Origin of the sequence: Kribbella sp. DT2 (genome assembly GCF_049844575.1) — a bacterium.
Taxonomy (GTDB): Bacteria; Actinomycetota; Actinomycetes; order Propionibacteriales; family Kribbellaceae; genus Kribbella.
Genome location: NZ_JBNCLH010000008.1, coordinates 97,206 through 120,513 on the forward strand (window position 1 = coordinate 97,206; position 23,308 = coordinate 120,513).

21 protein-coding genes are annotated in these 23,308 nt (G+C 69.7%); 6 read left to right on the plus strand and 15 right to left on the minus strand.

The window, feature by feature from the left end:
• Positions 1-76: 76 nt before the first annotated feature.
• The 7 genes from ACLQ2O_RS30460 to ACLQ2O_RS30490 all read right to left on the minus strand — a co-directional run bounded on the left by ACLQ2O_RS30460 (position 77) and on the right by ACLQ2O_RS30490 (position 7,968).
• Positions 77-607, minus strand: a complete 531-nt coding sequence (locus ACLQ2O_RS30460; RefSeq protein ID WP_425838123.1) for a hypothetical protein — start codon at positions 605-607, stop codon at positions 77-79.
• A 501-nt stretch (positions 608-1,108) separates the two neighbouring features.
• Positions 1,109-2,230, minus strand: a complete 1,122-nt coding sequence (locus tag ACLQ2O_RS30465) for an N-acetylglucosamine kinase (RefSeq protein ID WP_425838126.1) — start codon at positions 2,228-2,230, stop codon at positions 1,109-1,111.
• Positions 2,231-2,232: 2 nt separating this feature from the next.
• Complete coding sequence (locus ACLQ2O_RS30470; protein ID WP_425838129.1) at positions 2,233-3,486, minus strand: 6-phospho-beta-glucosidase; 1,254 nt, start codon at positions 3,484-3,486, stop codon at positions 2,233-2,235.
• On the minus strand, positions 3,483-4,373 hold the full coding sequence (locus ACLQ2O_RS30475; protein ID WP_425838132.1) for a carbohydrate ABC transporter permease: 891 nt from the start codon (positions 4,371-4,373) through the stop codon (positions 3,483-3,485). The genes ACLQ2O_RS30470 and ACLQ2O_RS30475 overlap by 4 nt, the downstream gene beginning before the upstream one ends.
• A gap of 13 nt (positions 4,374-4,386) precedes the next feature.
• Positions 4,387-5,352, minus strand: coding sequence for a carbohydrate ABC transporter permease (locus ACLQ2O_RS30480; protein ID WP_425838135.1), 966 nt, complete (start codon positions 5,350-5,352; stop codon positions 4,387-4,389).
• Positions 5,352-6,680 carry an ABC transporter substrate-binding protein gene (locus ACLQ2O_RS30485; protein ID WP_425838138.1) on the minus strand — a complete coding sequence of 443 codons (1,329 nt, stop codon included), beginning with the start codon at positions 6,678-6,680 and terminating at the stop codon, positions 5,352-5,354. Before ACLQ2O_RS30485 ends, ACLQ2O_RS30480 begins: the two co-directional genes overlap by 1 nt.
• A gap of 88 nt (positions 6,681-6,768) precedes the next feature.
• Positions 6,769-7,968, minus strand: a complete 1,200-nt coding sequence (locus ACLQ2O_RS30490) for an ROK family transcriptional regulator (RefSeq protein ID WP_425838141.1) — start codon at positions 7,966-7,968, stop codon at positions 6,769-6,771.
• A gap of 211 nt (positions 7,969-8,179) precedes the next feature.
• Between ACLQ2O_RS30490 and ACLQ2O_RS30495 the strand changes: the two genes are divergently transcribed.
• Both ACLQ2O_RS30495 and ACLQ2O_RS30500 read left to right on the plus strand, forming a co-directional pair.
• Complete coding sequence (locus ACLQ2O_RS30495) at positions 8,180-9,889, plus strand: ABC transporter ATP-binding protein (protein ID WP_425838144.1); 1,710 nt, start codon at positions 8,180-8,182, stop codon at positions 9,887-9,889.
• Between the two features lie 71 nt (positions 9,890-9,960).
• Positions 9,961-11,679, plus strand: a complete 1,719-nt coding sequence (locus tag ACLQ2O_RS30500; protein ID WP_425838147.1) for an ABC transporter ATP-binding protein — start codon at positions 9,961-9,963, stop codon at positions 11,677-11,679.
• Here the strand turns inward: ACLQ2O_RS30500 and ACLQ2O_RS30505 are convergent.
• From ACLQ2O_RS30505 to ACLQ2O_RS30525, 5 genes are all read right to left on the minus strand, one after another.
• Entirely contained in the window at positions 11,657-12,346 is a 690-nt protein-coding gene (locus ACLQ2O_RS30505) for a uracil-DNA glycosylase (protein WP_425838150.1), read from the minus strand. The genes ACLQ2O_RS30500 and ACLQ2O_RS30505 overlap by 23 nt on opposite strands.
• A 57-nt stretch (positions 12,347-12,403) precedes the next feature.
• Positions 12,404-12,958 (minus strand): GNAT family N-acetyltransferase, encoded by a 555-nt coding sequence (locus ACLQ2O_RS30510; RefSeq protein WP_425838153.1) that lies wholly within the window; start codon positions 12,956-12,958, stop codon positions 12,404-12,406.
• 59 nt (positions 12,959-13,017) lie between these two features.
• Complete coding sequence (locus ACLQ2O_RS30515) at positions 13,018-13,530, minus strand: DUF1990 family protein (protein ID WP_425838156.1); 513 nt, start codon at positions 13,528-13,530, stop codon at positions 13,018-13,020.
• Between the two features lie 17 nt (positions 13,531-13,547).
• Positions 13,548-14,570 (minus strand): LCP family protein, encoded by a 1,023-nt coding sequence (locus tag ACLQ2O_RS30520; RefSeq protein WP_425838158.1) that lies wholly within the window; start codon positions 14,568-14,570, stop codon positions 13,548-13,550.
• Positions 14,571-14,636: 66 nt separating this feature from the next.
• Complete coding sequence (locus tag ACLQ2O_RS30525; protein WP_425838161.1) at positions 14,637-15,467, minus strand: helix-turn-helix domain-containing protein; 831 nt, start codon at positions 15,465-15,467, stop codon at positions 14,637-14,639.
• A 71-nt stretch (positions 15,468-15,538) separates the two neighbouring features.
• On the opposite strand from ACLQ2O_RS30525, the gene ACLQ2O_RS30530 reads away from it, so the two are divergent.
• Positions 15,539-16,348 carry a phytanoyl-CoA dioxygenase family protein gene (locus ACLQ2O_RS30530; protein ID WP_425838164.1) on the plus strand — a complete coding sequence of 270 codons (810 nt, stop codon included), beginning with the start codon at positions 15,539-15,541 and terminating at the stop codon, positions 16,346-16,348.
• A 42-nt stretch (positions 16,349-16,390) separates the two neighbouring features.
• Positions 16,391-16,687, plus strand: coding sequence for an HU family DNA-binding protein (locus tag ACLQ2O_RS30535; protein WP_425838167.1), 297 nt, complete (start codon positions 16,391-16,393; stop codon positions 16,685-16,687).
• Here the strand turns inward: ACLQ2O_RS30535 and ACLQ2O_RS30540 are convergent.
• Positions 16,677-17,630 (minus strand): superoxide dismutase, encoded by a 954-nt coding sequence (locus ACLQ2O_RS30540; RefSeq protein WP_425838170.1) that lies wholly within the window; start codon positions 17,628-17,630, stop codon positions 16,677-16,679. The two genes, ACLQ2O_RS30535 and ACLQ2O_RS30540, sit on opposite strands and share 11 nt — an antisense overlap.
• Before the next feature lie 187 nt (positions 17,631-17,817).
• On the opposite strand from ACLQ2O_RS30540, the gene ACLQ2O_RS30545 reads away from it, so the two are divergent.
• Positions 17,818-19,773, plus strand: a complete 1,956-nt coding sequence (locus tag ACLQ2O_RS30545; RefSeq protein WP_425838173.1) for a M13 family metallopeptidase — start codon at positions 17,818-17,820, stop codon at positions 19,771-19,773.
• A 48-nt stretch (positions 19,774-19,821) separates the two neighbouring features.
• Here ACLQ2O_RS30545 and ACLQ2O_RS30550 read toward each other — a convergent pair whose 3' ends face one another.
• Complete coding sequence (locus tag ACLQ2O_RS30550; protein WP_425838175.1) at positions 19,822-21,240, minus strand: aminopeptidase P family protein; 1,419 nt, start codon at positions 21,238-21,240, stop codon at positions 19,822-19,824.
• 18 nt (positions 21,241-21,258) lie between these two features.
• Positions 21,259-21,681 (minus strand): aspartate 1-decarboxylase, encoded by a 423-nt coding sequence (gene panD / locus ACLQ2O_RS30555; RefSeq protein WP_425838178.1) that lies wholly within the window; start codon positions 21,679-21,681, stop codon positions 21,259-21,261.
• A gap of 802 nt (positions 21,682-22,483) precedes the next feature.
• Here panD and ACLQ2O_RS30560 point away from each other — a divergent pair.
• Positions 22,484-23,290: a GNAT family N-acetyltransferase gene (locus ACLQ2O_RS30560; protein WP_425838181.1), complete on the plus strand. Its 807-nt coding sequence runs from the start codon at positions 22,484-22,486 to the stop codon at positions 23,288-23,290.
• The last annotated feature ends 18 nt before the right edge of the window (positions 23,291-23,308 follow it).

Genomic DNA, 23,308 nt, shown 5'->3' on the forward strand with positions numbered 1-23,308 from the left:
GCCGGAAGGGGTCACCTCCGGCGGGAGCCAGCAGGGTGGGTGCGACCGGATCGGGTCGCACCCACCCTGCTTTTGTCTACTCCTGTACGGCGTCCGGGCCGGCGCGGCGGACGTCGTCGACCTTCGTCATCGCGTCGCGGAGATCCTTCAGCCAGGTCTCGCTGTGCTGCGCGACGAGCTTCACGCACCAGCCGAGCGCGTCACTGCGCGAACGGGCGACGCCGGCGTCGACGAGGGTGTCGAGGACCTGGCGCTCGGGCTGGCGCAGGCGGGTCATCACGGGGGCGGACAGGGAGGTGAAGACCGTACGGGTCTCCCCGCAGCGGACGCCCCAGGCGACCTTCCGGCGGGTCGTGTGCTCGAGCTCGCGGGCGATCTCGATCCGGCGGTCGCGGGTGTCCTCACGGAACTGCTTGATCCGGCCCTCTTCGGCGGCGGACCGTGCGGCCGGGCTGACGTCCCCGGCCTGCTCGGGCGCTGCGATGGTGCCGACGATCAGGATCTCGTCCCGATCGAGGCTCACCTCCGGAGCGCCGTCGAACCACTCCTGCGGGAGGCGGCCTGCTAGCCAGCCGCTCACTCGCTCGTCGTCCTGCTGTGTACTCATGCTTACATGATTACACCGATAGCAAATTCTTGTCATCAGGTGGGTGGGAGAGGGTGCGCGCTGGGCTGGAGTTCCAGGCAGGGGTGGGCGCGGGGGCGGGGGCGGGGTTCCAGGGGCCAGGGGCTGGGCCTGGGTGGGCGCTCTGGGCGGGGGCTGGGGGCTGGGGGCTGGGGCTGGGCCGGCCGGCCGGGGTAACAGTCTTGGCCCTCACTGACGCCGCTTTGCACGACTGCTTCCGATTGTCACCACTGCCGCGATACATCGCGTCAGTGGAGCAACAAGGAGCCAGTCGGCACGGGGCGGGGCTGGGCTAGAGCCGGCCGGGGGTGGGCAGGGTCGGGCGAGGGCTGTCGGGGCTGGATCCGCTGGCCGTGGCGGGATACGGGTCGGGGCTGGGGTGGCGGTGGGGTGGAGCCGTTTGCCACGGGGTGCCGGTCCGGTCCGGGACGGGGGCCGGACCGGACCGGCGGTCCGTGGGGGAGTTGCCCTCTTGGGCTGGGGCTAGGCGGGGTTGGGGGCTGGGGATTTCGGGCTGTACGCGGTGCGGATGGTGGTGTGGGCTTCTGGGGCGGCTTCGGTGTGGTCCAGGCCTAGGAGGATGGCGCCTACTACGGGTGGGACCTCGACGATCTGGGGGATTGCTTGGGGGGCGGCCGCGGCCAGTTGGGTGGTGATCTCCTCGAGGAGGAGGGGGTGGTTGGCGGTGAGGACTCCGCCGCCGAGGATGACTGGGGTGGGGGTGTCGAGGAGGTCGAGGCGGCCGAGGGCTACGGCTGCCATGGCGACGATCTCCTCGGCCTGGCGGTGGACCACCGCGGTGGCGACCGGGTCGCCGGCGGCGGCTACCTGGAAGAGGATCGGGCCGGCTTCCAGGCGGCGTACGAGGGAGATGTCGCCCAGGTGCATGGCCTCGATCAACTCGGTCATCGAGTGGACGCCGAAGTGTTGCGGGAGGACGCTCATCAGCGCGGTCGCGGGGCCGCGGCCGTCGTCGGCGCGGGCGGCGGCCCAGATGGCTTCCTCGGCGAGCTGCTGACCTCCGCCCCAGTCGCCGGAGATCCGGCCGACCGCGGGGAAGCGGGCGGTGCGGCCGTCGGGGAGGAGCCCGCAACAGTTGATGCCGGCGCCGCAGACGACGGCTACTCCGCGGGGCTCGTCCAGGCCCGCGCGGAGCAGGGCGAAGGTGTCGTTGGCGACGTGGACCCGCGAGGCCCACCCGTACGCACGGAAGGCATCGGCCAAACGCTCCTCCTCGATGGGCAGATCCGCATTCGCCAGGCACGCGGAGATCTGTTCCACCAGAGGGGGGAGGGAGGGGGAGCCGGCCGCCCCGAAGCGCCTGTCGCCTTCGGCGACGGCGTCTGTGGTGCCGGTCGGTTGCAGAGTGAGGCGTCCGCCGGGGAACGGCAGACCCGCGGCGCGGGCTGCTTCGGCGACCAAAGGCAGGAGGCCGTCGACTGCGGCTTGGGCGCCCACTAGGTGCGGCTCGAAGCCGCCTCCTCGGGCGGTGGCGAGGATGGTGCCATCGGCGGCGACCAGGGCGACGTCGGTCTTGCTGTTGCCGGCGTCGAAGGCCAGGACTCCGCCGGGGACGAGCGGGGTGTGCAGGGGTTCGGTTGCCACGGTCACGCCCATGGGAGGTATTCGTGGTTGTGGGCGAGCAGCTTCTCGGTGAGCGTCTGGGCGTACTCGATCTGCCCGACCAGCGGGTGCGCCAGCAACGCAGTGAACACGCGGTCCGCACCACCCTTCAGAGCTGCTTCGAGAGCCAGATTCTCGTACGCCGTGACGTTCGCGACCAGCCCGGCGTACAACGGTTCAAGAGGTGAGATCGGCAGTGGCTTCGTGCCGGAGGCGTCGACCGTCGCCGGGACCTCGATCACCGCGTCGTCCGGGAGGAACGGCAGCGCGCCGTTGTTCAGCGTGTTGACGACCTGCACATCGCCCGTGTCGTTCAGCAGCGACGACGCCAGCGCGACAGCGGCCTCGGAGTAGTACGCACCACCACGCTGCTCCAGCAGCGCCGGTTTCTCGTCCAGCGCAGGATCGGCGTACAGGTCGAGCAGCTGCTGCTCGATCGCCGCGACCTCGGCGGCCCGCGACGGCTTCTGCAGCAGCTCGCGCACCACCTCGTCGTGGGCGTAGAAGTAGCGCAGGTAGTACGACGGTACGACGCCCAACTGCAGCAGCAACGAAGCCGGCAGATGAAGATCCTCAGCCAGTTCACCCACATGCGAGGCCAGCAACGAAGGCAGCCGGTCAACCCCATCGACCCGGACGCCACGCTCCCACGTCAGGTGGTTGAGCCCCACGTGATCGAGCGCGACCTCCTCCGGCGTCACCCCGAGCAGCCGCGCGAAGCGCCGCTGGAACCCAATCGCCACGTTGCACAGCCCGACGGCCTTGTGCCCCTCGGACAGCAGCGCCCGCGTGACGATGCCGACCGGGTTCGTGAAGTCGATGATCCACGCGTCCGGGTTCGACCGCCGGACGCGCTCCGCGATGTCCAGCACCACAGGCACGGTCCGCAGCGCCTTCGCGAGCCCGCCCGCGCCCGTCGTCTCCTGCCCGACGCACCCACATTCGAGCGGCCACGTCTCGTCCTGGTTCCGCGCCGCCTGGCCGCCGACCCGCAGCTGCAGCAGTACGGCGTCCGCGCCGTCGATGCCCGCGTCGAGGTCGCTGGTCGTGGTGACCTTGCCGGGATGTCCTTGTTTGGCGAAGATCCGCTGGGCCAGCCCACCGACCAGCGCGAGCCGGTCCGCGGCCGGGTCGACCAGGACGAGTTCGTCCACCGGCAGCGAGTCACGCAGCCGGGCGAACCCGTCGACGAGCTCGGGCGTGTAGGTGGATCCGCCGCCTACGACTGTGAGTTTCAACCTTTGACCCCTGTGAGTGTGACGCCTTCGATGAAGGCCTTTTGGGCGAAGAAAAACAGGATGATCACCGGTGCCATCACCAGCAGGGTCGCTGCCATGGTGAGGTTCCAGTTGGTCTGGTGGGCGCCCTTGAAGGACTCCAGGCCGTAGCTCAGGGTCCAGGCGGCCGGGTTCTCGGAGGCGTAGATCTGCGGGCCGAAGTAGTCGTTCCAGCAGTAGAAGAACTGGAACAGCGCGACGGCGGCGATGGCCGGCCGGGCCATCGGCAGCACGATCCGGACCAGGGCCTTGAACTCGCCGCAGCCGTCCACCTTGGCGGCGTCGACGTAGTCCTTCGGGATGGTCAGCAGGAACTGCCGCAGCAGGAAGATCGAGAACGCGTCGGTGAACGCCATCGGGATGATCAGCGGCCACAGTGTCCCGGACAAGTGCATCTGCTTGGCCCAGAACAGGTACATCGGCACGATCACCACCTGCGGCGGCAGCATCATCGTCGCGATCACCAGCATCAGCGCCAGGTTGCGGCCGCGGAACCTGAACCGGGCCAGCGCGTACGCGACCGGGATGCTGGACAGCAGCGTCAGCGCGGTGCCGAGTCCGGCGTACAGCAGGGTGTTCTTCCACCAGGTCAGGAAGCCCGGGGTCTCCCACACCGTGCGCAGGTTCTCCCAGTGCCAGGCGTCCGGCCACAGGTCGCGGGTCAGCGCCTGCTGGTCGCTCATCAGCGCGGTCAGCGCGACGAACACGAACGGCAGCAGGAAGAACAGTGCCACGGCGATCGCCAGCGAGTGCACGGCGATCCAGTGCAGGAACCTCGTACGGCGTGCTGTGCGCCCCGCCGCGGTCATCGGGACCGGCGCGGCGGTCAGGGAAGTCGTCATCGTCATCTCGGCAGACCCCTCAGTCGTCCGTGCCCAGGAAACCGCTGCGGCGGCGCATCAGGATCGCGGTGAACACCATCGCCAGCGCGAACAGCACCAGCGCGACCACACTCGCGCCACCGGTGTCGAACCGCTGGAACCCGAGGTTGTACACCAGCTGCGGCAGCGTCACCGTCGAGTTCTCCGGGTAGCCGGGCTGGAACTGTTGCCCTGAGCCACCGATCACGCCGCTGGCGACCTTCCCGGCCACGAGTGGCTGGGTGTAGTACTGCATGGTCTGGATGATCCCGGTGACGACCGCGAACAGCACGATCGGCGAGATGTTCGGCAGCGTGACGAACCGGAACTTCTGCCACGCCCCGGCGCCGTCCAGCGACGCCGCCTCGTACTGGTCCTGCGGTACGTCGAGCAGCGAGGCCATGAAGATCACCATCAGGTCGCCGATTCCCCACAGAGCAAGGAGTGTCAGCGCCGGCTTCGACCAGGACGGGTCGTTGAACCAGCCCGGCTGCGGGAGCCCGAGGCTGCCGAGGATGTTGTTCACCGGACCCGTGCCCGGGTTGAGCAGGAAGGCGAACGCCATCGTCGCGGCGACCGGCGGGGCCAGGTACGGCAGGTAGAAGGCGGTCCGGAAGAACCCGGCGCCGGTCTTCACCTTCGTGATCAGCATGCCGATGCCGAGGCCGAACACGACCCGCAGGGTGACCATCACGATCACCAGCCACAGCGTGTTGCGCAGCGCCGGCCAGAAGAACGGGTAGTCGTTGAAGACGTAGGACCAGTTCTTCAGCCCGGTCCAGGTCGGCGGCGTGAACCCGTCGTACTTCATGAAGCTGAAGTAGACGGTCGAGACCAGCGGGTAGAGGAAGAAGACGCTGACGCCGATCAGCCAGGGGGACAGGAACGCGAGGATGCGGAGCCGGTCCCGGCGCTGCTTGCCGCGCAATCCGGGACCCGGCTTGATCACAGTGGTGGCGGTTGTCATCACTTGGCCTGCGCGAGGTCCTTGTCGATCTGCTGGTCGGTCTTCGCCAGCCCGCCGGCCAGGTCGGCCTGCTTGCCGGACTCGAAGGCGAAGCCGAAGTCCTGCAGCGTGAGCTGGTACGCACCACCGTTCGGGCTGGCCGGCGTGGTGCTGCTCTTCGGGTGCTGGGCGATCTCCAGGAAGACCTTGAAGTTCTCGTCGGCCTGCAGCTTGGGCGACTTCAGCGCGTCCAGCGTGGACGGCACGTTGTGGATCGCGTTGGCGAAGTTGACCACGGCGTCGGTGTCGGTGGTCATGTACTTGACCAGCTCCCAGGCCGCGTTCTGCTTCTCGCTGGTGCTGGCGATCCCGATGATCGTGCCGGACAGGTAGCCCTTGCCGTAGCTGTCGGCCTGGTCGTCCGGCACCGGGAACGGCGCGACGCCGATCTCGAACTTGGTCCCGGCCTCCTTGGCCATCCCGAGCCGCCACTCGCCGTCGATCGCCATCGCGACCTGGCCGGTGTGGAACGGGTTCTTGGCGCCGAACTCGTCACCGAAGGTGGCCCGGTACTTCTCCAGCTTGGCGAAGCCGCCGAGCTCGGTGACCAGGTTCTTCTGCCAGGTGAGCATCTTGCCGAACGCCGGGTCGGCGGCCAGGTTCGACTTGCCGTCGGCGGTGAAGTACGTCGGGTTCCACTGCGCCGCGAAGTGCGTGGTGGTCGACTCGTAGCCGTGGAAGTTCGGCATGAAGCCGAGCTGGCTGAAGCTGTCGCCCTTGGCCTTGGTCAGCCTCTTGGCCACGGCGTCGAACTCCGACAGCGTCTTCGGCGGGGTGGTGATGCCGGCCGCCTTGAACGCGTCCTTGTTGTAGTACAGGCCGTACGCGTCGTTCAGCAGCGGCAGCGTGCAGCGGGTGCCCTCGAACTGGGTGTAGTCCTGCAGCGCCTTCGGGAACGTCTTGTCCAGGTCGACGTTCGACTTCTCCAGGAACGGCTTCAGGTCCGCGAAGACCTTCGACTGGCAGAAGGTCCCGACGTTGTCGGTGGTGAACGACGAGACCACGTCCGGCGAGTTCGGGCCGCCGGCTCGCAGCGCCTGCTTGATCTTGTCGTCGTTGATGTTGCCGACGACCTTGACCTTGATGTTGGGGTGCGCGGCCTCGAAGGCCTTCACGTTGGCGTCGATCGCGGCCGCCTCGCTGGGCGCGGACCAGCCGTGCCAGAAGGTGATCGTGGTCTCCTGCGTGGCGTCGTCGTTGGCCGGCGGCGCGCTCGACGTACCGGTGCAGGCGGTGGCGAGCAGCGCGACCGCGGCGGCGGCCAGGGCGGCCTTGTGGACACGGGACATGACGGTTCTCCCTGATCTGGCGCGTACGGATCCACCGGAGCAGGCCACGGGCCTGTCCGTTGGGGGGTGCGGAAGGTGGTGCGGGTGGTTAGTCGGCGCCGCCCCCACTCGTCGGGCCGGCAGTGTCGAAGACTTCGTCGCGGGTGATGCTCAGGGCGGACTGCAGCGCCCCGGACAGCACGGGGTCGTTCGGTACGGCGGTCATCAGCAGCCGCGGCCGGGGGACGGCCAGCTCGGCCAGCTCGTCCTGGATCAGGCCGCGCAGCCGTTCCCCGCCGGCGGTGATCACGCCGCCGGACAGGATGATCAGTTCGGGGTCGACCACGGCGACGACGGCGGCCAGACCGACGGCGAGGCGGTGCGCGAACTCGGCCAGGACGGTGTCGCCCGCGCCGGGGGTGGTGAGGGCGGTGGCGATCGCGGCTTCCGCCGTACGCGCTTTGAGGCCGTGGGACCGGGCCAGGGCCAGGACGGGTTCGCCGCCGGCGAGTTCCTGGAAGCCGCCGGCGTTGTTGCGGCCGACGTTGCGGACCAGCGGCGTACCGGGCAGGGGCAGGAAGGCGACCTCGCCGGCACCGCCGGTCGCGCCGCGGACCAGCCGGCCGTTGATGACGACCGCGGCGCCGATGCCCTCCTCGCCCCAGAGCAGGACGAAGTTGCCGCTGTCGGCGGCGTGGCCGACGCGCTGCTCGGCGACGGCGGCGAGGTTGACGTCGTTCTCGACCTCGAGCGGTACGGCGATCGCGGCGGCGAGCTCCTCGAGCAGGTGCGGCGCGTGCCAGCCCGGGAGGTGCATCGCGTAGCGCAGGCGGCCGGTGGTCGGGTCGAAGCCACCCGGCGTACCGATCGAGACGCGGTGCAGGCGGTCCTTGGTCAGCGCGGCCTCGCCGAGGGCGCCTTCGATCGCCTTGACCACCCGCTCGACGGTGCCCTTGGCGCTGCGGCCCGGGGTCGGCAGTTCGTAGGTGCCGACGACCTTGCCGGTCAGGTCCGCGACGGCCGAGCGGATCCGGGTCGGGGTGACGTCCAGCCCGGCGACGTACGCGATGCCGCCGTTGATCTCGTAGAGCTGGGCGTTCGGGCCGGGGCGGCCGGCGCTGGTGCCGCTCGGGCGGACCAGGCCGACGTTCTCCAGGCGGGACAGCAGCTGGGAGGCGGTCGGCTTGGACAGGCCGGTCAGGTTGCCGAGCGTCGTCCGGGACAGCGGTCCCTGGGCGAGCAGGAGGTCGAGAGCGGCGCGGTCGTTCATCGCGCGGAGCAGCCGGGGAGTGCCGGGAGTACTGGCCATGCGCTAACCCTGCCCTCCTTCGGCCGTCTGATGCGGGCGGCGTGCCGATTCCCGCCAACTGTTAGGAAAGTTTCCTATTACCGCGAGACCGTACGGGGCGCGCTGGGCGGTGTCAATCAGTTGGCCGAACTGGTGCCGGAACCGTTTTCCGGGCGTCGAGGTTAGGGTGTGCTTACCTGTCTGGTCCGGTCCGCGTGGGGAGAGCTTGTTCGTGACGTACGAAGTGGGGCACACGATCACCGGCGGCCAGTTGCTGCGCCGCGCCGTCGGCCGGCACCGCAAACGGCTCGCCCTCGGGGTGTTCTGGCTGTCGCTGCACCAGGCGACCGAGGCCGCCGTCCCGGTGACGATCGGCATCTTCGTCGACCGTGCGGTGTCGACCGGCCGGCTGGAGCCGCTGCTGTGGTGCGTGCTGATGATGGCGGGGTTGTTCGCCGTACTGTCGACGGCTTGGAAGACCGGTGCGCGGCAGGGGGTGCGCTCGGCGGAGTACGAGATGCACCAGCTGCGGCTGGAGGTCGCCCAGCGGGTGCTGGATCCCCGGGGGCACCGGACCGGGATGCGGGCGGGTGAGCTGCTGTCGATCGCCACCTCGGACGCGGAGAAGGCCGCGCTGATCATGCGGGCGTTGGCGATCGGTACGGCGGCTACCACGGCGCTGGTGGTGTCGTCGGTGGTGCTGCTGCTGATCGACGTGCCGCTGGGGCTTGGCGTGCTGATCGGCGTACCGCTGCTGGTGGTCGGCATCCAAACGCTCTCGCCGCTGCTGACTCGGCAGACCTCCACGCAGCAGGAGTCGGTGGCCAGTACGACGGCGCTGGCGACCGACCTGGTGAGCGGGCTGCGGGCGCTGCGGGGGATCGGTGCTCAGCACAACGCGGCTGAGCGGTACCGGCGGTCTTCGCAGGAGACGCTGCGGGCTACGTTGAAGGCTGCGTCGACCAATGGGTTGCAGGACGGGCTCACTACTGCGGCGAGCGGGCTGCTGCTCGCGGCGGTGGCTGGTGTGGCTGGGTGGTTCGCGCTGAACGGACGGATCAGTATCGGTGAGCTGATCACAGTGGTGGGGCTGGCGCAGTTCGTGGCGGAGCCGGTGGGGACGCTGGGGTACGTCAGCCAGGTGCTGGCGATGTCCCGGGCCTCGGCTGCTCGGCTGGCGTCGGTGCTGAGCTCGCCGCCGTTGATGCTGACCGGGTCGGTTGCCTCGGTGGATCCTGAGCGGCCGCTGCTGGAGCTTCGTGGGGTGGGGCACAAGACGTTGGGCGGGGTGGATCTGACGGTCGGGCGGGGTGAGCTGGTGGGGGTGCTCTGTTACGACCCGCGGGACGCGGATGCCTTGCTGGCGGTCGTTTCCGGGCGGGCTCCGGAGCACTCTGGGTCGGTTGCGGTTGGTGGGCAGGCGATGGAGGAGCTGGACATCGACCTGCTGCGGCGGTCGGTGCTGGTCGAGCAGCACGAGACGGACCTCTTCGAGGGGACGCTGCGGAGCAACCTGCTGGCGGGGTCCACTGCTGACGAAGGGCGGCTGCGCGGGGTGGTCGCGGCTGCAGCGGCTGTGGATGTTGTCGATGCGCACGCAGACGGGCTGGACCATCCGCTGTCGGATCGGGGGAGGACGTTGTCGGGCGGGCAGCGACAGAGACTCGGGTTGGCCCGGGCGCTGCTGGCGGAGCCACCGGTGCTGGTGCTGCACGACCCCAGTACGGCGGTGGATGCGATGACGGAGGAGGTCTTGGCTGAAGGTCTGGCGGAGGTGCGTGGGGTGTCGTCGTTGGGGACGCTGGTGCTGACCAGCAGCCCGGCGCTGCTGGGGAAGATGCACCGGGTGGTGGTGCTCGCGGACGGCGAGGTCGTGGCCTCGGGGTCGCACGCCGAGCTGGCCGCCGAGAACCAGGCGTACGCAGAGGCGGTGCTCCGATGAGTGAGCCTGAACTGCTTCCTATTGCTGGTTCTAGAGCTACCTGGTCCGTTCTGTGGCGGGAGATTCGGCGGTTGCCGGGGACGTCTCTGGTTGCTGCCCTGGTGATCACCGTGGCCAGTGCCGCCGGGCTGGTCGCGCCTTGGGCCCTGGGGATGTTGGTTGACGACATCGCCACCGGGGCGGACCGGTCGTCCGTCGTACGGGTGGTGCTGCTGATCGGTGTGGGCGCTCTGCTGTCCGGTGCGTTGACCGCCGTCGGTGTGACGTTGGTGGCCCGGGTCGGCGAGACCGTGCTCGCGCGGCTGCGGGAGAAAGTGCTGGACCGGGTGCTGCAGCTGCCGGCGCCCGTGCTGGACAAGGTGCGGGCCGGGGACCTGCTGTCCCGGGTCGGTGACGACGTCTCCGCGGTGGCGGCGGCGTTGACCGAGATCGGGCCGGTGCTGCTGTCGGCGACGCTGACGATCGTGCTGACAGCGGCCGGGCTGTTCGCATTGGACTGGCGGCTCGGCGTGGCAGGCCTGCTGTCGATGCCGATGTACCTGTGGGCCCTGCGCTGGTACCTGCCGCGCTCCGCGCCCTTCTACGCCCGCGAGCGCGCCGCGCTCGGCGAACGCTCCGAGGCGATCATCACGTCGCTGCGCGGCAGCGCGACGGTCCGGGCATACCGGCTCGAGGACACCCAGCTCGAACGGATCCGGGACCGCTCGGCAGTTGCCCGCGACCTGTCGCTGAACGTCTTCCGCCTGTTCAGCTTCTTCTCGTCGCGGATCAACCACGCCGAGTTCGTCGGCCTGACCGCGATCCTGACCGCCGGATTCTTCTTGGTACGTGGTGATCTGGTGACGGTTGGCGCGGTGACCGCGGCCGCGTTGTACTTCCACCGGCTGTTCAACCCGGTCGGCGCCCTGCTCATGGAGTTCGACGCAGTCCAGACCGCTGCTGCGGGGCTGGCACGGCTGGCCGGCGTGGTGGAGATCCCCACTGTTCCGGAGCCGCCGGCCGGGCCGGAGCCGGCCGACTCGACGCTGGAGCTGGTCGACGTACAGCACTCGTACGACGGCCCGCTGGTAGTCGACGGTGCTTCGCTGAAGCTGGTGCCTGGTGAGCGGGTCGCACTGGTCGGAGCGAGTGGCGCCGGGAAGACCACACTGGCTGCTGTCGCCGCCGGAGTGCTGGTGCCGACCGGTGGGGTTGTCCGGATCGGCGGAGTGGACATCCGGGAGCTCGGTGAGGCTCGGACGCGTTCACACGTTGCCCTGCTGAGCCAGGAGGTCCACGTGTTCTCCGGGCCGCTGGTGGACGACGTACGGCTTGCCAAGGCTGACGCTGGGGTTGACGAGGTCGAGGCCGCGCTGAAGCGAGTCGGAGCGCTGGCGTGGGTCCGGGCGTTGCCGGACGGGCTGGACACTCACGTGGGTGAGAACGGCGAGCAGCTGACCGGTGCACAGTCGCAGCAGGTCGCGCTGGCCCGGCTGGTCCTCGCTGACCCGCCGGTCGCCGTACTGGATGAAGCGACGGCCGAAGCGGGATCAGCTGGCGCGCGTGAGCTCGAGCGGGCGAGTGCTGCTGCCACAGAGGGCCGTACGACGCTCGTCGTCGCACACCGGCTCACGCAGGCCGAGCAGGCGGACAGGATCATCGTGATGGACCAGGGCAAGCTGGTCGAGTCCGGGACGCACGCGGAGCTGCTCGCGTCGCGGGGACGCTACGCGCAGCTCTGGCACAGCTGGACGGGCACGGACCCGTCGGCGACGGATGCCGCGTCGGCTACGGAAGGCGCCAGTCGATAGGGGAACCGCCCTGCTCCTGCAGCAGGGCGTTCACCCGGCTGAACGGCTTGGAGCCGAAGAAGCCGCGGTCGGCCGACATCGGGCTCGGGTGCGCGCTCTCGACGTACGGGGTGTCGCCGAGCATCGGCTTGAGGGTCTGCGCGTCGCGTCCCCACAGGATCGCGACGAGCGGCCCGCCGCGCTTCACCAGCGCGTGGATCGCCTGCTCGGTGACGGCCTCCCAGCCCTTGCCACGATGTGACGCGGGCTTCCCGGGCTGCACGGTGAGCACCCTGTTGAGCATCAGCACCCCCTGGTCGGCCCACGGCGTCAGGTCACCGTTGGTCGGCTTGTCGGCGCCGACGTCGGCCATCAGCTCGCGGTAGATGTTCGCCAGACTCCGCGGCACCGGCCGCACGTCCGGCGCGACCGAGAAGCTCAGCCCGACCGGGTGTCCCGGCGTCGGGTAGGGATCCTGCCCGACGACCAGCACCTTCACGTCCGCCAACGGCCGCTGGAACGCGCGCAGCACGTTCTCCCCGGCCGGCAGGTAAGGCCGCCCCGCGGCGATCTCCGCCCGCAGGAACTCCCCCATCCGCGCCACGTTCTCACTCACCGGCACCAGGGCCTCAGCCCAGTCCGCCGCGATCAGGTCACCCAACGACTTGGAACTCACCCGCCACAGCATCCCAGCCCCCACCTCGTCGCGCACCCCGGGGGTGGAACCTGCGCCAACTGGCAGAGGTCACCCAGAGTTCGCGTGTCGGTTGGCCTGGAGGTTGGCCTGACCGGGTAGAAATGTCGGCGGCCCCGCAGGGTATGAGCTTGCGGGGCCTTGCTCTGTCAAGGGCCAGCGCTCTGTCAAGGGCCAGCTGAAGACGGTGGACGGCGGCGACGGCTGGTGGCGGTTGTAGAAGCGGTGGGCGTCGGTGCGGGTGTTGGCTGAGTCGAGCTCTAGGTGGGTGGCGCCGTTTTGCGCTGCCCATTGGTGGGCTGCCGCCAAGAGCTTGGTGCCCAGGCCGTTGGAGCGTTGGGTGGGGGCGACCGCGAAGTCCTCGAGCCAGCAGCGTTGGCCGAAGCGGACTGACTCGATGTCGAGGTAGAGGGTGCAGAAGGCGATGAGTTGGTCGTCGTCGGCGGCTACCAGTACGGCGGTGCGCGGGCCGGGGATGACTCGGGTGAGGCGGTCGGCGGCGACGGCGGGGTCCCAGTGGGTGGGCTTGGTGCCGGGTGGGGCGAAGAGCCAGTCGTAGGCGGCGACGAGCTGCGGGATGTCGGCGGGGGTGGCTTCGCGGATCATGCTCCGGACAGTAGGGCGCCGTACGGGGTGCGCTACAGGTCCACTTCCGTGGAAGTTCTTCAGGCCACCAGGTGCTGCAGGGCCTTGGTGTAGCGGCGGGCGTAGAACTGCTGGGTGGTGCGGCCGACAGGGCCGGCGAGTTTGGTGTACCAGGTGCCGGGACGGCTGTAGGCGCGGAGGCTGAAGAAGACGCCGTCGGGTTCGTTGGTGACCAGGAAGGACTCCTCGCCGGACTCGGGGTGGCCGGGGAGGGTGCCGTAGGCGAAGCCGATCTGGCTGTCGTCATCGGCGGTCCAGACGACTCGGCAGGGGATGGTGAGCGGGCCGAGGCGGCCCAGGCAGTTGGCGCCGATGGTGGCGGGGGTGTCGGTGGCGAAGATGCGGACGCCGGCGGCGCGGTGCATCTGCCAGGTGGTGACGACCTCGCCGGCCCGGCGGAAGAGCTTGTCGCCCTCGCCGAGCCGGGTGCGCAGATCCATCCGGTGGTAGCCGTCGGGGGTGTTGTCGAAGCGGGTCGACCCGACCGCGTCGTACGAGAAGCGCAGCGCGGCCAGGTCGTCCAGGGTCGTCATGGTGGTCAGGTGCCCGATCAGCTCGACTTCAAGCCGGCGGTCTGGCCGGCCTTGAGGGCCTTGACCAGCGCCTTGACCTTGGTCTCGCTCAGCAGTACGACGCTCTGGCCCTTGCGGTGGGCGTTCGGGTTGGAGACCGGGAGACCCAGCGAGACCCCTTCGCCGCCACTGGTGACCTTGCGCATCGCGAGGGCGAACTTGGCCACGTCGAACGGTCCCATCTCGTCGTCGACGGTCAGCGCGTCCGCGCCGGAGGTGCCGATCTTGTAGTACCGGACCGGGTTGACGAACGTCTTCCACGACAGGGCGTTGCTCGCGGTCAGGCCGATCACCTCGCGCTGCCGCTCGGCCCGGCCGAAGTCGTCGCCGAGGCCGGGGACCTTGCGGGACCGGACGTAGCCGAGCGCGGTGGTGCCGTCGAGCTTCTGGCGGCCCGGCTTCAGGTTGATGTGCGCGTCCTTGTCCTTCATCGCCTTCTTCACGTCGACGTCGACACCGCCGACGCTGTCGATGATCGAGGCGAACCCGCCGAAGCCGATCTCGACGTAGTGGTCGATCCGCAGACCGGTGTAGTTCTCGATGGTCTGCGTCAGCAGCTTCGGGCCGCCTTTGCTGCCCTCGAACGCGGTGTTGATCTTCGCGTCCCCGCGGCCCGGGACCGGCACCCAACTGTCGCGCGGCACGCTGACCAGCGCCGGCGGGCCGGACTCCGGGACGTGCAGCAGGATGATCGTGTCGGTGCGGTTGCCGCCGACGCTGCCCGTGCCGAGCTTCTTCTTCTCCTCGGTCGACAGGCCTTCGCGGCTGTCGGACCCCACCAGCAGGTACGTCGTACCGGCGGCGTCCGCGGGGCGGTTGCCGGCCGGAGCCGCGTCGACCTTGTCGATGCGGCTCCACGCGTACAGCGGGACGCAGATCAGCGTCAGCACGAACAGCAGGATGACCAAGCCGATCAGGCGGCCGACCAGGCTGCGCCGCTTCTTCGGGCGGGCCGGAGTACGGCCGACCAGGCGGGGGTCGATGGGCTGCGGTTGACTCATGGCACGACCGTAGCGGGCTTCGCGGTGCTCCCGCGTCACCCCGACGAACGGTTTGGGCCCAGACTTTCAGACCGCGGTCGCCCCGGGCCTCCGCCGAAAGGACGAATTCGCCGCCTGGATCGAACCAACCGCCCGGAACGTGCGCGGCGGCTGGCCGGTCCGGGCCGCGAACAGCCTGCTGAAGTACGCCGCGTCGTCGTACCCGACCTCGCGGGCGATCGTCGCAACGGGCAGATCGGTCTCGGCCAGCAAGGCCTTCGCCGCGTTCAGGCGGGTGGTCAGGATCACCTCCTGCGGCGTGGATCCGGTCGATAGCCGGACGGCCTCGCGCAGCTCGGGCACGGTCAGGCCGAGCTCAGCGGCGTAGTCCGGAATCGACAGTGGGCGGGTGGCGAGGGCGCGGAGACGATCGATCAGATCAGCTTCCGCCGGATCGCTGAGGCCGGCGAGTTCGTAGAGGGCGGCGATGAGATGGACGTCGGGGCCGCCGGATCGGGCGGTGCGCAGGAGCTTGGAGAAGGTGCGCTCGGCCGGGCGCGGGTCGGCGTACCGGCGTACGGGCTGATCCGGATCGAGATGGCCGAGGTCGGCGAGGGCGTCGGCGGCGGGACCGCCGAAGAGGACCCAGGACTGCTGCCAGGTGGTGGTCGGGCGGTAGGCATGCAGAACGCCGGGGAAGAGCCAGAGGACCGCCGGGCCGGTGACCTCGTGCAGCTGACGGTCGGCGCCGTGCAGGAGATGGCCTCGACCACGACGAACCAGTACGGCGGCGTGGCAGCCGAGCGCGCGCTCCGGTGAAGGCCTCGGCGGGTTCGTCTGCTCACCGGCGCCGAGGCAGAAGAGTCCAAGTCGACGCTGAGCGTCGTTGGGTGTCAGGTAGATCGACCAGTCGGTCACTGAACAAGAGTCCAAGAAGTCGCTCTGCTGTGTCCATTCCAGATCGGGCGCCCGGGCGGTGGACTGGGTGAATGCTGACTTCCAACGGGTATCGACTGGACGAACGACGGCTGGGACGCCTGGTCGAGGTGCCGGCGGCGGAGCGCGATGATCGCGAGGCGCTCAGGGCGCGACTGTGGCGCGACGGCTACTTGTGGCTCACGGGGTTGCTGGATCCCTCGGTGAGCAACGCCTTCCGGCAGTATTACTTCGAGCGCACCGGCGTGGCCGACGAAGACGGGCGACCGCAGCAGGTCGACCGCGCGGCGTTGCGAGAGGTGCTGTTCGGGGACGTCGTACCGGGTGCCGAGTACGACGCGTTCTGCCGGCAGACCGCGATCCAGGACTGGTTCAGCTGGTTCTTCGGCGCGGAGATCTTCCTGCACCGGCGCAAGATCATCCGGCACACGGCGCCGGGCGAGAACGGCATCGGTACGGCGACGCAGGCGCACTACGACCTCGTGTACCTGCGCGGAGGCACCGACCAGGTGCTGTCCGCGTGGATCCCGCTCGGCGACTGCCCGGTCGAGCGCGGCGGGCTGACGTACCTGGAAGGCAGCCATCACCGCGTGCTGCGCGAGGAGGCCGAGGGCCGGCTCAAGCGTCCGGCGGCGTCGATCACCGCGGACCTGCCCGCTCTGGCCGAGGAGTACGACGCGCGCTGGCTGGTCGCGGACTACGCGGCGGGCGACGTGGTGATCCACACCGCGCACACCGTGCACGCGGCGCTGGACAACGTGGACGACCGGGTGCGGCTGTCGACCGACATCCGTTACCAGCCGGCAGAGCTGGCGGTCGACGGGCGGTGGCAGGCCCACTGGCACGACCGCGACGGCCTCTGACCCCTCTTGCTAACGACAATCATTTTAGTTAGTGTCTCGACCGTGAATCGAAACGAGTTGGTGACAGGGGTGGCGGAGAAGGCGGGGATCCCGCGCAACCAGGCCGAGAGGGTCCTCGACGCACTGGGCGACGTGGTCACCGAGGCCGTGCACAAGGGCGACAAGGTCTCGCTGACCGGTCTGCTCAGCATCGAGCGGGTGATGCGCGCGCCGCGCACCGGCCGCAACCCGCAGACCGGCGAGCCGCTGTCGATCCCGGCCGGCTACTCGGTCCGGCTGTCGTGCGGCAGCCGGCTGAAGGCTGCCGCACGCGGAGACCTGCGGACGATCAGCGGCTGACCGCCGTCACCCAGTACGGCGTCTCAGCCGTCGGCGGGGTGCTGAACCGGGCGTTCGGCAGGTAGATGCGGTGCCCGAAGAAGGCCGCCGTGGTCGGTACGTCGAAGTCCGCGCTGCTGATCTCGCGGACCAGCCGGCCGCGAGTGCCCGAGCCGTTCAGGTCGAGCACGGCGATCTTGTTCAGCCGGTTCTGCACGACGTACAGGGTGTCCTTGGAACGCAGCAGGCCGTCGCCGTTGGTCATCACCGCGCTGCCGAGGTCGATCTTCCGGGTCACGCCGGTCCGCGCGTCGACCTTGAGCAGGAACCCGGTCGCGGACTGCACGATGATCAGTGCCCGCCCGTCCGGCGTCAGCTCGATGCCGTTGGCGTTGTTGTTCACCGCGTCGTGCACGTAGTCGCCGCTCAACGGGATCGTCTGGGCCGGCCCGAGCTGGCCGTGCCGGCCGATCGGGACCTTGTAGAGCACCGGCTGCCGTGAGTCGGTGAAGTACGCCGCGTCGCGGCCGAGGATCACGTCGTTCACGAACGTCGGCGTCGCGGTGGTGAACGTGTAGCTCGCGAGGACCTTGCCGGTGCGGGTGTCGATCACCCGGCCGTTGCCGCCGGCGGCGCCGGCCACGAACAGGCGGCCGCGGTCGTCGACCTTCATCCCGAGCGACGCCGTACCGGGTCCTTGGCTGAGCACGCGGCCCTTGCCGGTGCGCAGGTCGGCCGCGTAGATGTCGCCGTCGACGCGGGAACCGAAGTACGCCTTGCCGCGGTCGATCGCGATGCCCTCGGGCTGGAAGCCGTCGGGCAGGTCGAAGTGCTTCGGGTACGCCGTACGAGCGGCGTGCGTGGTGCCGGCGGGGGCCGCGGTGGCGGTCCCGGCGGTGGTCAGGAGCAGAGCGGAGACGGAGACCGTGGCGACGAAGGCGCGACGGGACAACGGGCCGGACATGAGCTGGATGACCTCCTGGTCGGTGACCTAGCGCCGACTCGATCGCCCCCGAAGCCGACGATTGCTCTCGACCCTAGACAACGGTTCCAAGGGCGCAAGGGTTCAACGCGATTGGGTAATGTCGCTGGCAGACATGTCAACAGGTCGCCGGACCAGGATCCGCGGGCCGCGCACGCAGGGGAGTTCGATGACCTCAGGGATCGACATTTCGGAGCTGTCCACGTCCGACCGGCCGCAGGACGACCTGTACCTGTACACCAACGGCCCGTGGCTGGACACGCACGAGATCCCCGCCGACAAGGCGATCTACGGCGCGTTCCACGCGCTGGCCGACGACGCCGAGCAGAGCGTCCGCGGGCTGGTCGAGCAGACCCTCACCGCCGGTCACCCGGCCGGCAGCGAGGCGCGCAAGATCGCCGACCTGTACGGCAGCTTCCTGGACGAGGAGACCGTCGAGCGGCTCGGCGCCGACCCGATCGCCGACCAGCTCGCGCTGGCCGGCTCGATCGAGGACCGCGCCGACCTGGTCGAGGCGCTCGGGACGCTCGAGCTGCAGGGCGTCGGCGGCGTCTTCCGGTACGGCGTCGACATCGACGCCAAGCAGTCCGACCAGTACGTCGTGTACGTGCTCCAGGGCGGCCTCAGCCTGCCTGACGAGTCGTACTACCGCGAGGACTCGTTCGCCGAGCAGCGCACGGCGTACGTCGCGCACGTGGCGCGGATGCTCGGCCTGGCCGGGCTCGCCGACCCCGAGGGCGCGGCCGAGCGGGTGCTCGCGCTGGAGACCCGGCTCGCGGCCGGGCACTGGGACCGGGTGAGGACGCGCGACGTCACCGCGACGTACAACAAGGTCAGCCGGGCGGAGCTGGAGGCGCTGACGCCGGGCTTCGACTGGTCGGCCTGGATGGCAGCGGCCGGCGTACCGGAGGGTGCTTTCGACACGCTCGTCGTGCAGCAGCCGGACTACCTGACCGTCGCCGCGGAGGCGCTGCGGGAGATCGAGCTGGACCACTGGAAGGAGTGGCTCAGCTGGCGGATCGTGCACGCCGCGGCGCCGCTGCTCAGCTCGGCGTTCGTCAAGGAGAACTTCGAGTTCTACGGCCGGACGCTGACCGGTGCGCCCGAGCTGCGCGAGCGGTGGAAGCGCGGGCTCGGCGTGGTCGAGTCGGCGCTCGGCGAGGCGGTCGCCCAGCTGTACGTCGCCGAGTTCTTCCCGCCGGCCGCCAAGGCCCGCATGGTCGACCTGGTCGGCAACCTGGTCGAGGCGTACCGGCGCCGGATCGAGGCGCTGGACTGGATGGGCCCGGAGACCCGGAAGCGGGCGCTGGACAAGCTCGGCCGGTTCACGCCCAAGATCGGCTACCCGGACAAGTGGCGCGACTACAGCGCGCTCGAGATCGTCCCCGGCGACCTGGCCGGCAACGTCCGCCGCTCGATCGCGGTCGAGACCGTCCGTGACCTGGCCAAGTTAGGCACGCCGGTCGACCCCGACGAGTGGCAGATGACGCCGCAGACCGTCAACGCCTACTACAACCCGCGCGCCAACGAGATCGTCTTCCCGGCCGCGATCCTGCGCCCGCCGTTCTTCGGGCTCGACTCCGACGACGCGCTGAACTACGGCGCGATCGGCGCCGTGATCGGGCACGAGATCGGCCACGGTTTCGACGACCAGGGCTCCAAGTACGACGGCGACGGCAACATCAGCGACTGGTGGACCGACGACGACCGGGCCGCGTTCGAGGTCCGGGCCAACGCCCTGGTCGCCCAGTACGACGAACTCTCGCCGACCGGCGCCGACGGGCAGAAGGTGAACGGCAAGCTCACGCTGGGCGAGAACATCGGTGACCTGGGCGGGCTGTCGATCGCCTACACGGCGTACGAGATCTCGCTGGACGGCGCGGAGCCGCCGGTGGTCGACGGGCTGACCGGGGCCGAGCGGTTCTTCGTCGCGTGGGGCAAGGCGTGGTCGACCAAGACCCGGCCGGCCGAGGTGGTCCGGCGGCTGGCGATCGACCCGCACTCGCCGCCGGAGTTCCGGTGCAACGCGGTGGTGCGGAACATCGACGCGTTCCACACCGCGTTCGGCACTGCCGAAGGCGACGCGATGTGGCTGGACGAGAAGGACCGCGTCAAGATCTGGTGAGCGACGAAAGCGCCGGCCTCCCGACGGGGACCGGCGCTTTCGGGTGGATCAGCTCATCCAGTTCTGGAGGGCATCGATCTCCCTCGGCATCGCCGCCGAGAGGTTCTCGGTGCCGTCCTCGGTGATCAGGATGTCGTCCTCGATCCGGATCCCGATCCCGCGCAGGTCCTCCGGCACGGTCAGGTCCTCGGCCTGGAAGTACAGGCCGGGCTCGACCGTCAGCACGTAACCGGTCTTCAGGTCGCCGCGGTAGTGCTCGTTGCGGGCCGCGGCGCAGTCGTGCACGTCGAGGCCGAGCATGTGGCTGACACCGTGCAGCGTGTAGCGCTGGTAGACCGTGGTCTCGAGCGCCTCCTCGGCACTCACCTGCAGGAGCTCCATCGCCTCCAGGCCCTTGACCAGCACCTCGATCGCGGCCTTGTGGCCGGAACCGAACGCGACACCGGGACGCAGCGCCGCGATACCGGCGTTCTGCGCATCCAGGACGAGCTGGTAGAGGTCGCGCTGCCGCGGGGTGAACTCGCCGTTCACCGGCAGGGTGCGGGTGATGTCGGCGGTGTAGAGGTTGCGGTTCTCCACGCCCATGTCGAGCAGCATCAGGTGGCCGTTGTCCACCGGGCCGTCGTTCTCGATCCAGTGCAGCGTCGTCGCGTGCGAGCCGGCCGCGGCGATCGACGTGTAGCCGACGTCGTTGCCCTCCGCGCGGGCCCGGCGCCAGAACGTGCCCTCGATCCAGCGTTCGCCGTACTTGCGGACCTGCTCCATCTCGGCCAGTACGTCGGAGAAGCCGCGATGCGTGATCGCGACCGCGTCCCGCAGCTGCTCGATCTCGAACGGGTCCTTGACCAGCCGCAGCTCGGACAGCGTCGAGGCCAGCTCCCGGTCGCGGTCGGCGTCGACCTTCGCACCGCTGAGCAGGGAGGCCAGCGAGCTGTCCTCGCCCCGCCGTACGCGGGTCGGTACGTCGCTCTTCAGCGCGCCGGCCAGCTCGTCGACGTGCCGGGTCTCCAGGCCGAACTCCTTGGCCGTCTCGGTCAGCGACGGACGCCGGCCGGCCCACAGCTCGCCGTACATCCGGTCGCGCCAGAACTCCTCGCCCTGGCTGCGCTCGGACCGCGGGCGGAAGTACAGCACCGAGTCGTGGCCGCTGCCGTTCGGCTCGAGCACCAGGACGGCGTCCGAGGTCTGGTCGCCGGCCAGCCAGACGTAGTCGGTGTGCGGGCGGAAGACGAAGTCGGTGTCGTTCGAGCGAACCTTGTAGGTGCCGGCGGGGATCACCAGACGCTCGCCGGGGAAGGCCTGCGACAGCGCCGCGCGCCGCTTCTCGGTCCAGGCCGCCACGTCGCGCAGGCTGGCGTCGGTGCGCTCGATGTCACCCCAGCCGGAGTTCATGAACGTGCGCAGCTTGTCCTTCGGCTCGTTGTCGTGGCTGGCCGTCTTCGGGGCCTTCTCGGTGCTCTGGGTCATCGTCGACCGGTCCTCGTCTCAACGCTGGGTGTACACATGGTCACCGCGGAGCGTGCCGCTGTCCGGCAGCGCCTCGGCGGGGTCGGAGCCGACGCGGGTGATCGCGTTCCGCCCGTCCACGAAGACTACGCTCGGCGTGAACGCCTTCGCCTCCTCGTCCGCGAACTGCCCGTACGCGATCAGGATGACCAGGTCACCGGGATGGATCAGGTGCGCCGCCGCACCGTTGATCCCGACCACGCCCGAGTCCCGCGGCCCTTCGATCAGGTACGTCGACAGCCGGTTCCCGTTGGTGATGTCGACGATGTCGACCTTCTCACCCGCCAGCAGGTCCGCCGCGTCCATCAGCGCCACGTCCAGCGTGCAGGACCCGACGTAGTCCAGGTCCGCCTGGGTAACGGTGGCCCGGTGCACCTTCGACTTCATCATCTCGCGCAACATGCGCGCCATCATCCAGGCCGGGGCGAGGCCTGTCAGTGGTGGTGGTCACGGGCTGGGCAGGCAGCCGATCCTAAGACCTCAGCCTGGATCCGTGGATCCGTGGATCCGTGGATTCCGTCGAGCCGATCCACGCTCTGCCGCTCTTGACGGCCACTTCGTGCACCGGCCAGTCACCAGAATGCGGTTTTCGTGGCTGGGCGGTGCACAAAGTTGAGGTCGCGGTCGGCCCGGGACGCTGGTCGCGGTGCGAGGAGGTGGCAGTGGCGGTGTGTCGGGAGGTCAGGAGACAGGCATGGCCGGGAGACGAGGATCGGCGGCGGGCGCCGCTGCTCGAGGCTTGTCCCGCGCCTCGACTGAGCCTTGTGCGTCGGCTGACGCCGATTGTGATGACTGATCCGATGTACCGCAGCAGTCACGCGAAATCGCAGCAGTCGTGCGGAACCGCGGCAGTCGTGCGGAATCGCGGCAGTCGTGCGGGCCGGAGATGGTCAGCCGTCGCATCTCGGCGGAGATCCCGCCGACCAGCACCTCGACGCCGACGACCCGTTCACCGCCAGCGAGCCGATCGGCGACCCAGGCCAGGGTCTTCGGTCGGACTACCGGGTGGTCGCTCACGTCACCACCTCATCACCCGGGTGCCGCCGGGCGGAAACGCTTTTCGCCTGAGGCTGTTGCCCGTGGGGCGGGCGCGGCCTGGTGTGGGAATGGACTTGCCTGACCTCAACCTGCTCGACCTGACGGCGTACGGCCGGGAGGAGGAGTGGGAAGCCCTCCGGCCGTGTCGGTCCGGCATCATGGCGGGGTGGAGCTGATCGAGCGGATCGAACGGGCCGAGACGGAGTTGGTCTGGAGTTACGGTGACATCCCCGGACCCGGCCCGTCGCTACTGGGGCTGACGCGCGGCCGGTTCGGCTCGGTCGTGGTTCTGGCGGCACCACGGGACACCTTGTCGTTCTGGTCCCAGGCGTCCGGGTTCGGACTGGACGGGCCGGTGACCTCAGCGGTGATCGGCGAGGTCGTCGACCAGCTGAAAGCGGCCGGTTGTACGACGGCCGGCCTGAGCATCGCCCCGAGTGCGCTTCCGCCGGACTGGGACGCCATCGCCACGTCGTACGGAATCACTGCCGGCCAGACCACGGTCCAGGTCGCGCGCGCGGTCGGGCCCATCGAGCAGGCGCCGTCCGACTTCCGCATCGAGCCGATCGGGCCGCAGCACGCCGATGACTGGGCGCAGCTGCAAGTGGACGCGTACGAGATGCGCGACGACGGCTTCCGCGCCATGCTCGCGGCGTACCCCGACTGGCCCGGAGCCACGGCGTACGCCGCGTGGGACGGCGACACGATGGTTGCCACCGGCTCCCTGCACGTCGTGGACGGCGTCGGCCGGCTGCGCAGCGGCGCGACCCACCCGGCGTACCGGGGAAGAGGCGCGCAGTCGGCGCTGCTCACCCGCCGAACCGCTGACGCCTTCGCGCAAGGCTGCGACCTGGTCACCACGGGCTCGTACAAGCCCGAGCCAGGCAGGCACAACCCGTCGCTGGCCAACATGCTGCGGCTGGGGTTCGAGGCTCTGACAGATCGCACACCGCAGCTCTGGCGCCTTTCCTGACTGGCTACAGCATTCGTG

Bases quoted from the DNA above. Each gene is read 5' to 3' on its own strand.
- ACLQ2O_RS30460 (WP_425838123.1), bottom strand. From the start codon at position 607: ATGAGTACACAGCAGGACGACGAGCGAGTGAGCGGCTGGCTAGCAGGC.
- ACLQ2O_RS30475 (WP_425838132.1), bottom strand. From the start codon at position 4,373: ATGACGATGACGACTTCCCTGACCGCCGCGCCGGTCCCGATGACCGCG.
- ACLQ2O_RS30480 (WP_425838135.1), bottom strand. From the start codon at position 5,352: ATGACAACCGCCACCACTGTGATCAAGCCGGGTCCCGGATTGCGCGGC.
- ACLQ2O_RS30485 (WP_425838138.1), bottom strand. From the start codon at position 6,680: ATGTCCCGTGTCCACAAGGCCGCCCTGGCCGCCGCCGCGGTCGCGCTG.
- ACLQ2O_RS30490 (WP_425838141.1), bottom strand. From the start codon at position 7,968: ATGGCCAGTACTCCCGGCACTCCCCGGCTGCTCCGCGCGATGAACGAC.
- ACLQ2O_RS30505 (WP_425838150.1), bottom strand. From the start codon at position 12,346: ATGCTGTGGCGGGTGAGTTCCAAGTCGTTGGGTGACCTGATCGCGGCG.
- ACLQ2O_RS30510 (WP_425838153.1), bottom strand. From the start codon at position 12,958: ATGATCCGCGAAGCCACCCCCGCCGACATCCCGCAGCTCGTCGCCGCC.
- ACLQ2O_RS30515 (WP_425838156.1), bottom strand. From the start codon at position 13,530: ATGACGACCCTGGACGACCTGGCCGCGCTGCGCTTCTCGTACGACGCG.
- ACLQ2O_RS30520 (WP_425838158.1), bottom strand. From the start codon at position 14,570: ATGAGTCAACCGCAGCCCATCGACCCCCGCCTGGTCGGCCGTACTCCG.
- ACLQ2O_RS30530 (WP_425838164.1), top strand. From the start codon at position 15,539: ATGCTGACTTCCAACGGGTATCGACTGGACGAACGACGGCTGGGACGC.
- ACLQ2O_RS30540 (WP_425838170.1), bottom strand. From the start codon at position 17,630: ATGTCCGGCCCGTTGTCCCGTCGCGCCTTCGTCGCCACGGTCTCCGTC.
- ACLQ2O_RS30545 (WP_425838173.1), top strand. From the start codon at position 17,818: ATGACCTCAGGGATCGACATTTCGGAGCTGTCCACGTCCGACCGGCCG.
- ACLQ2O_RS30550 (WP_425838175.1), bottom strand. From the start codon at position 21,240: ATGACCCAGAGCACCGAGAAGGCCCCGAAGACGGCCAGCCACGACAAC.
- panD (WP_425838178.1), bottom strand. From the start codon at position 21,681: ATGTTGCGCGAGATGATGAAGTCGAAGGTGCACCGGGCCACCGTTACC.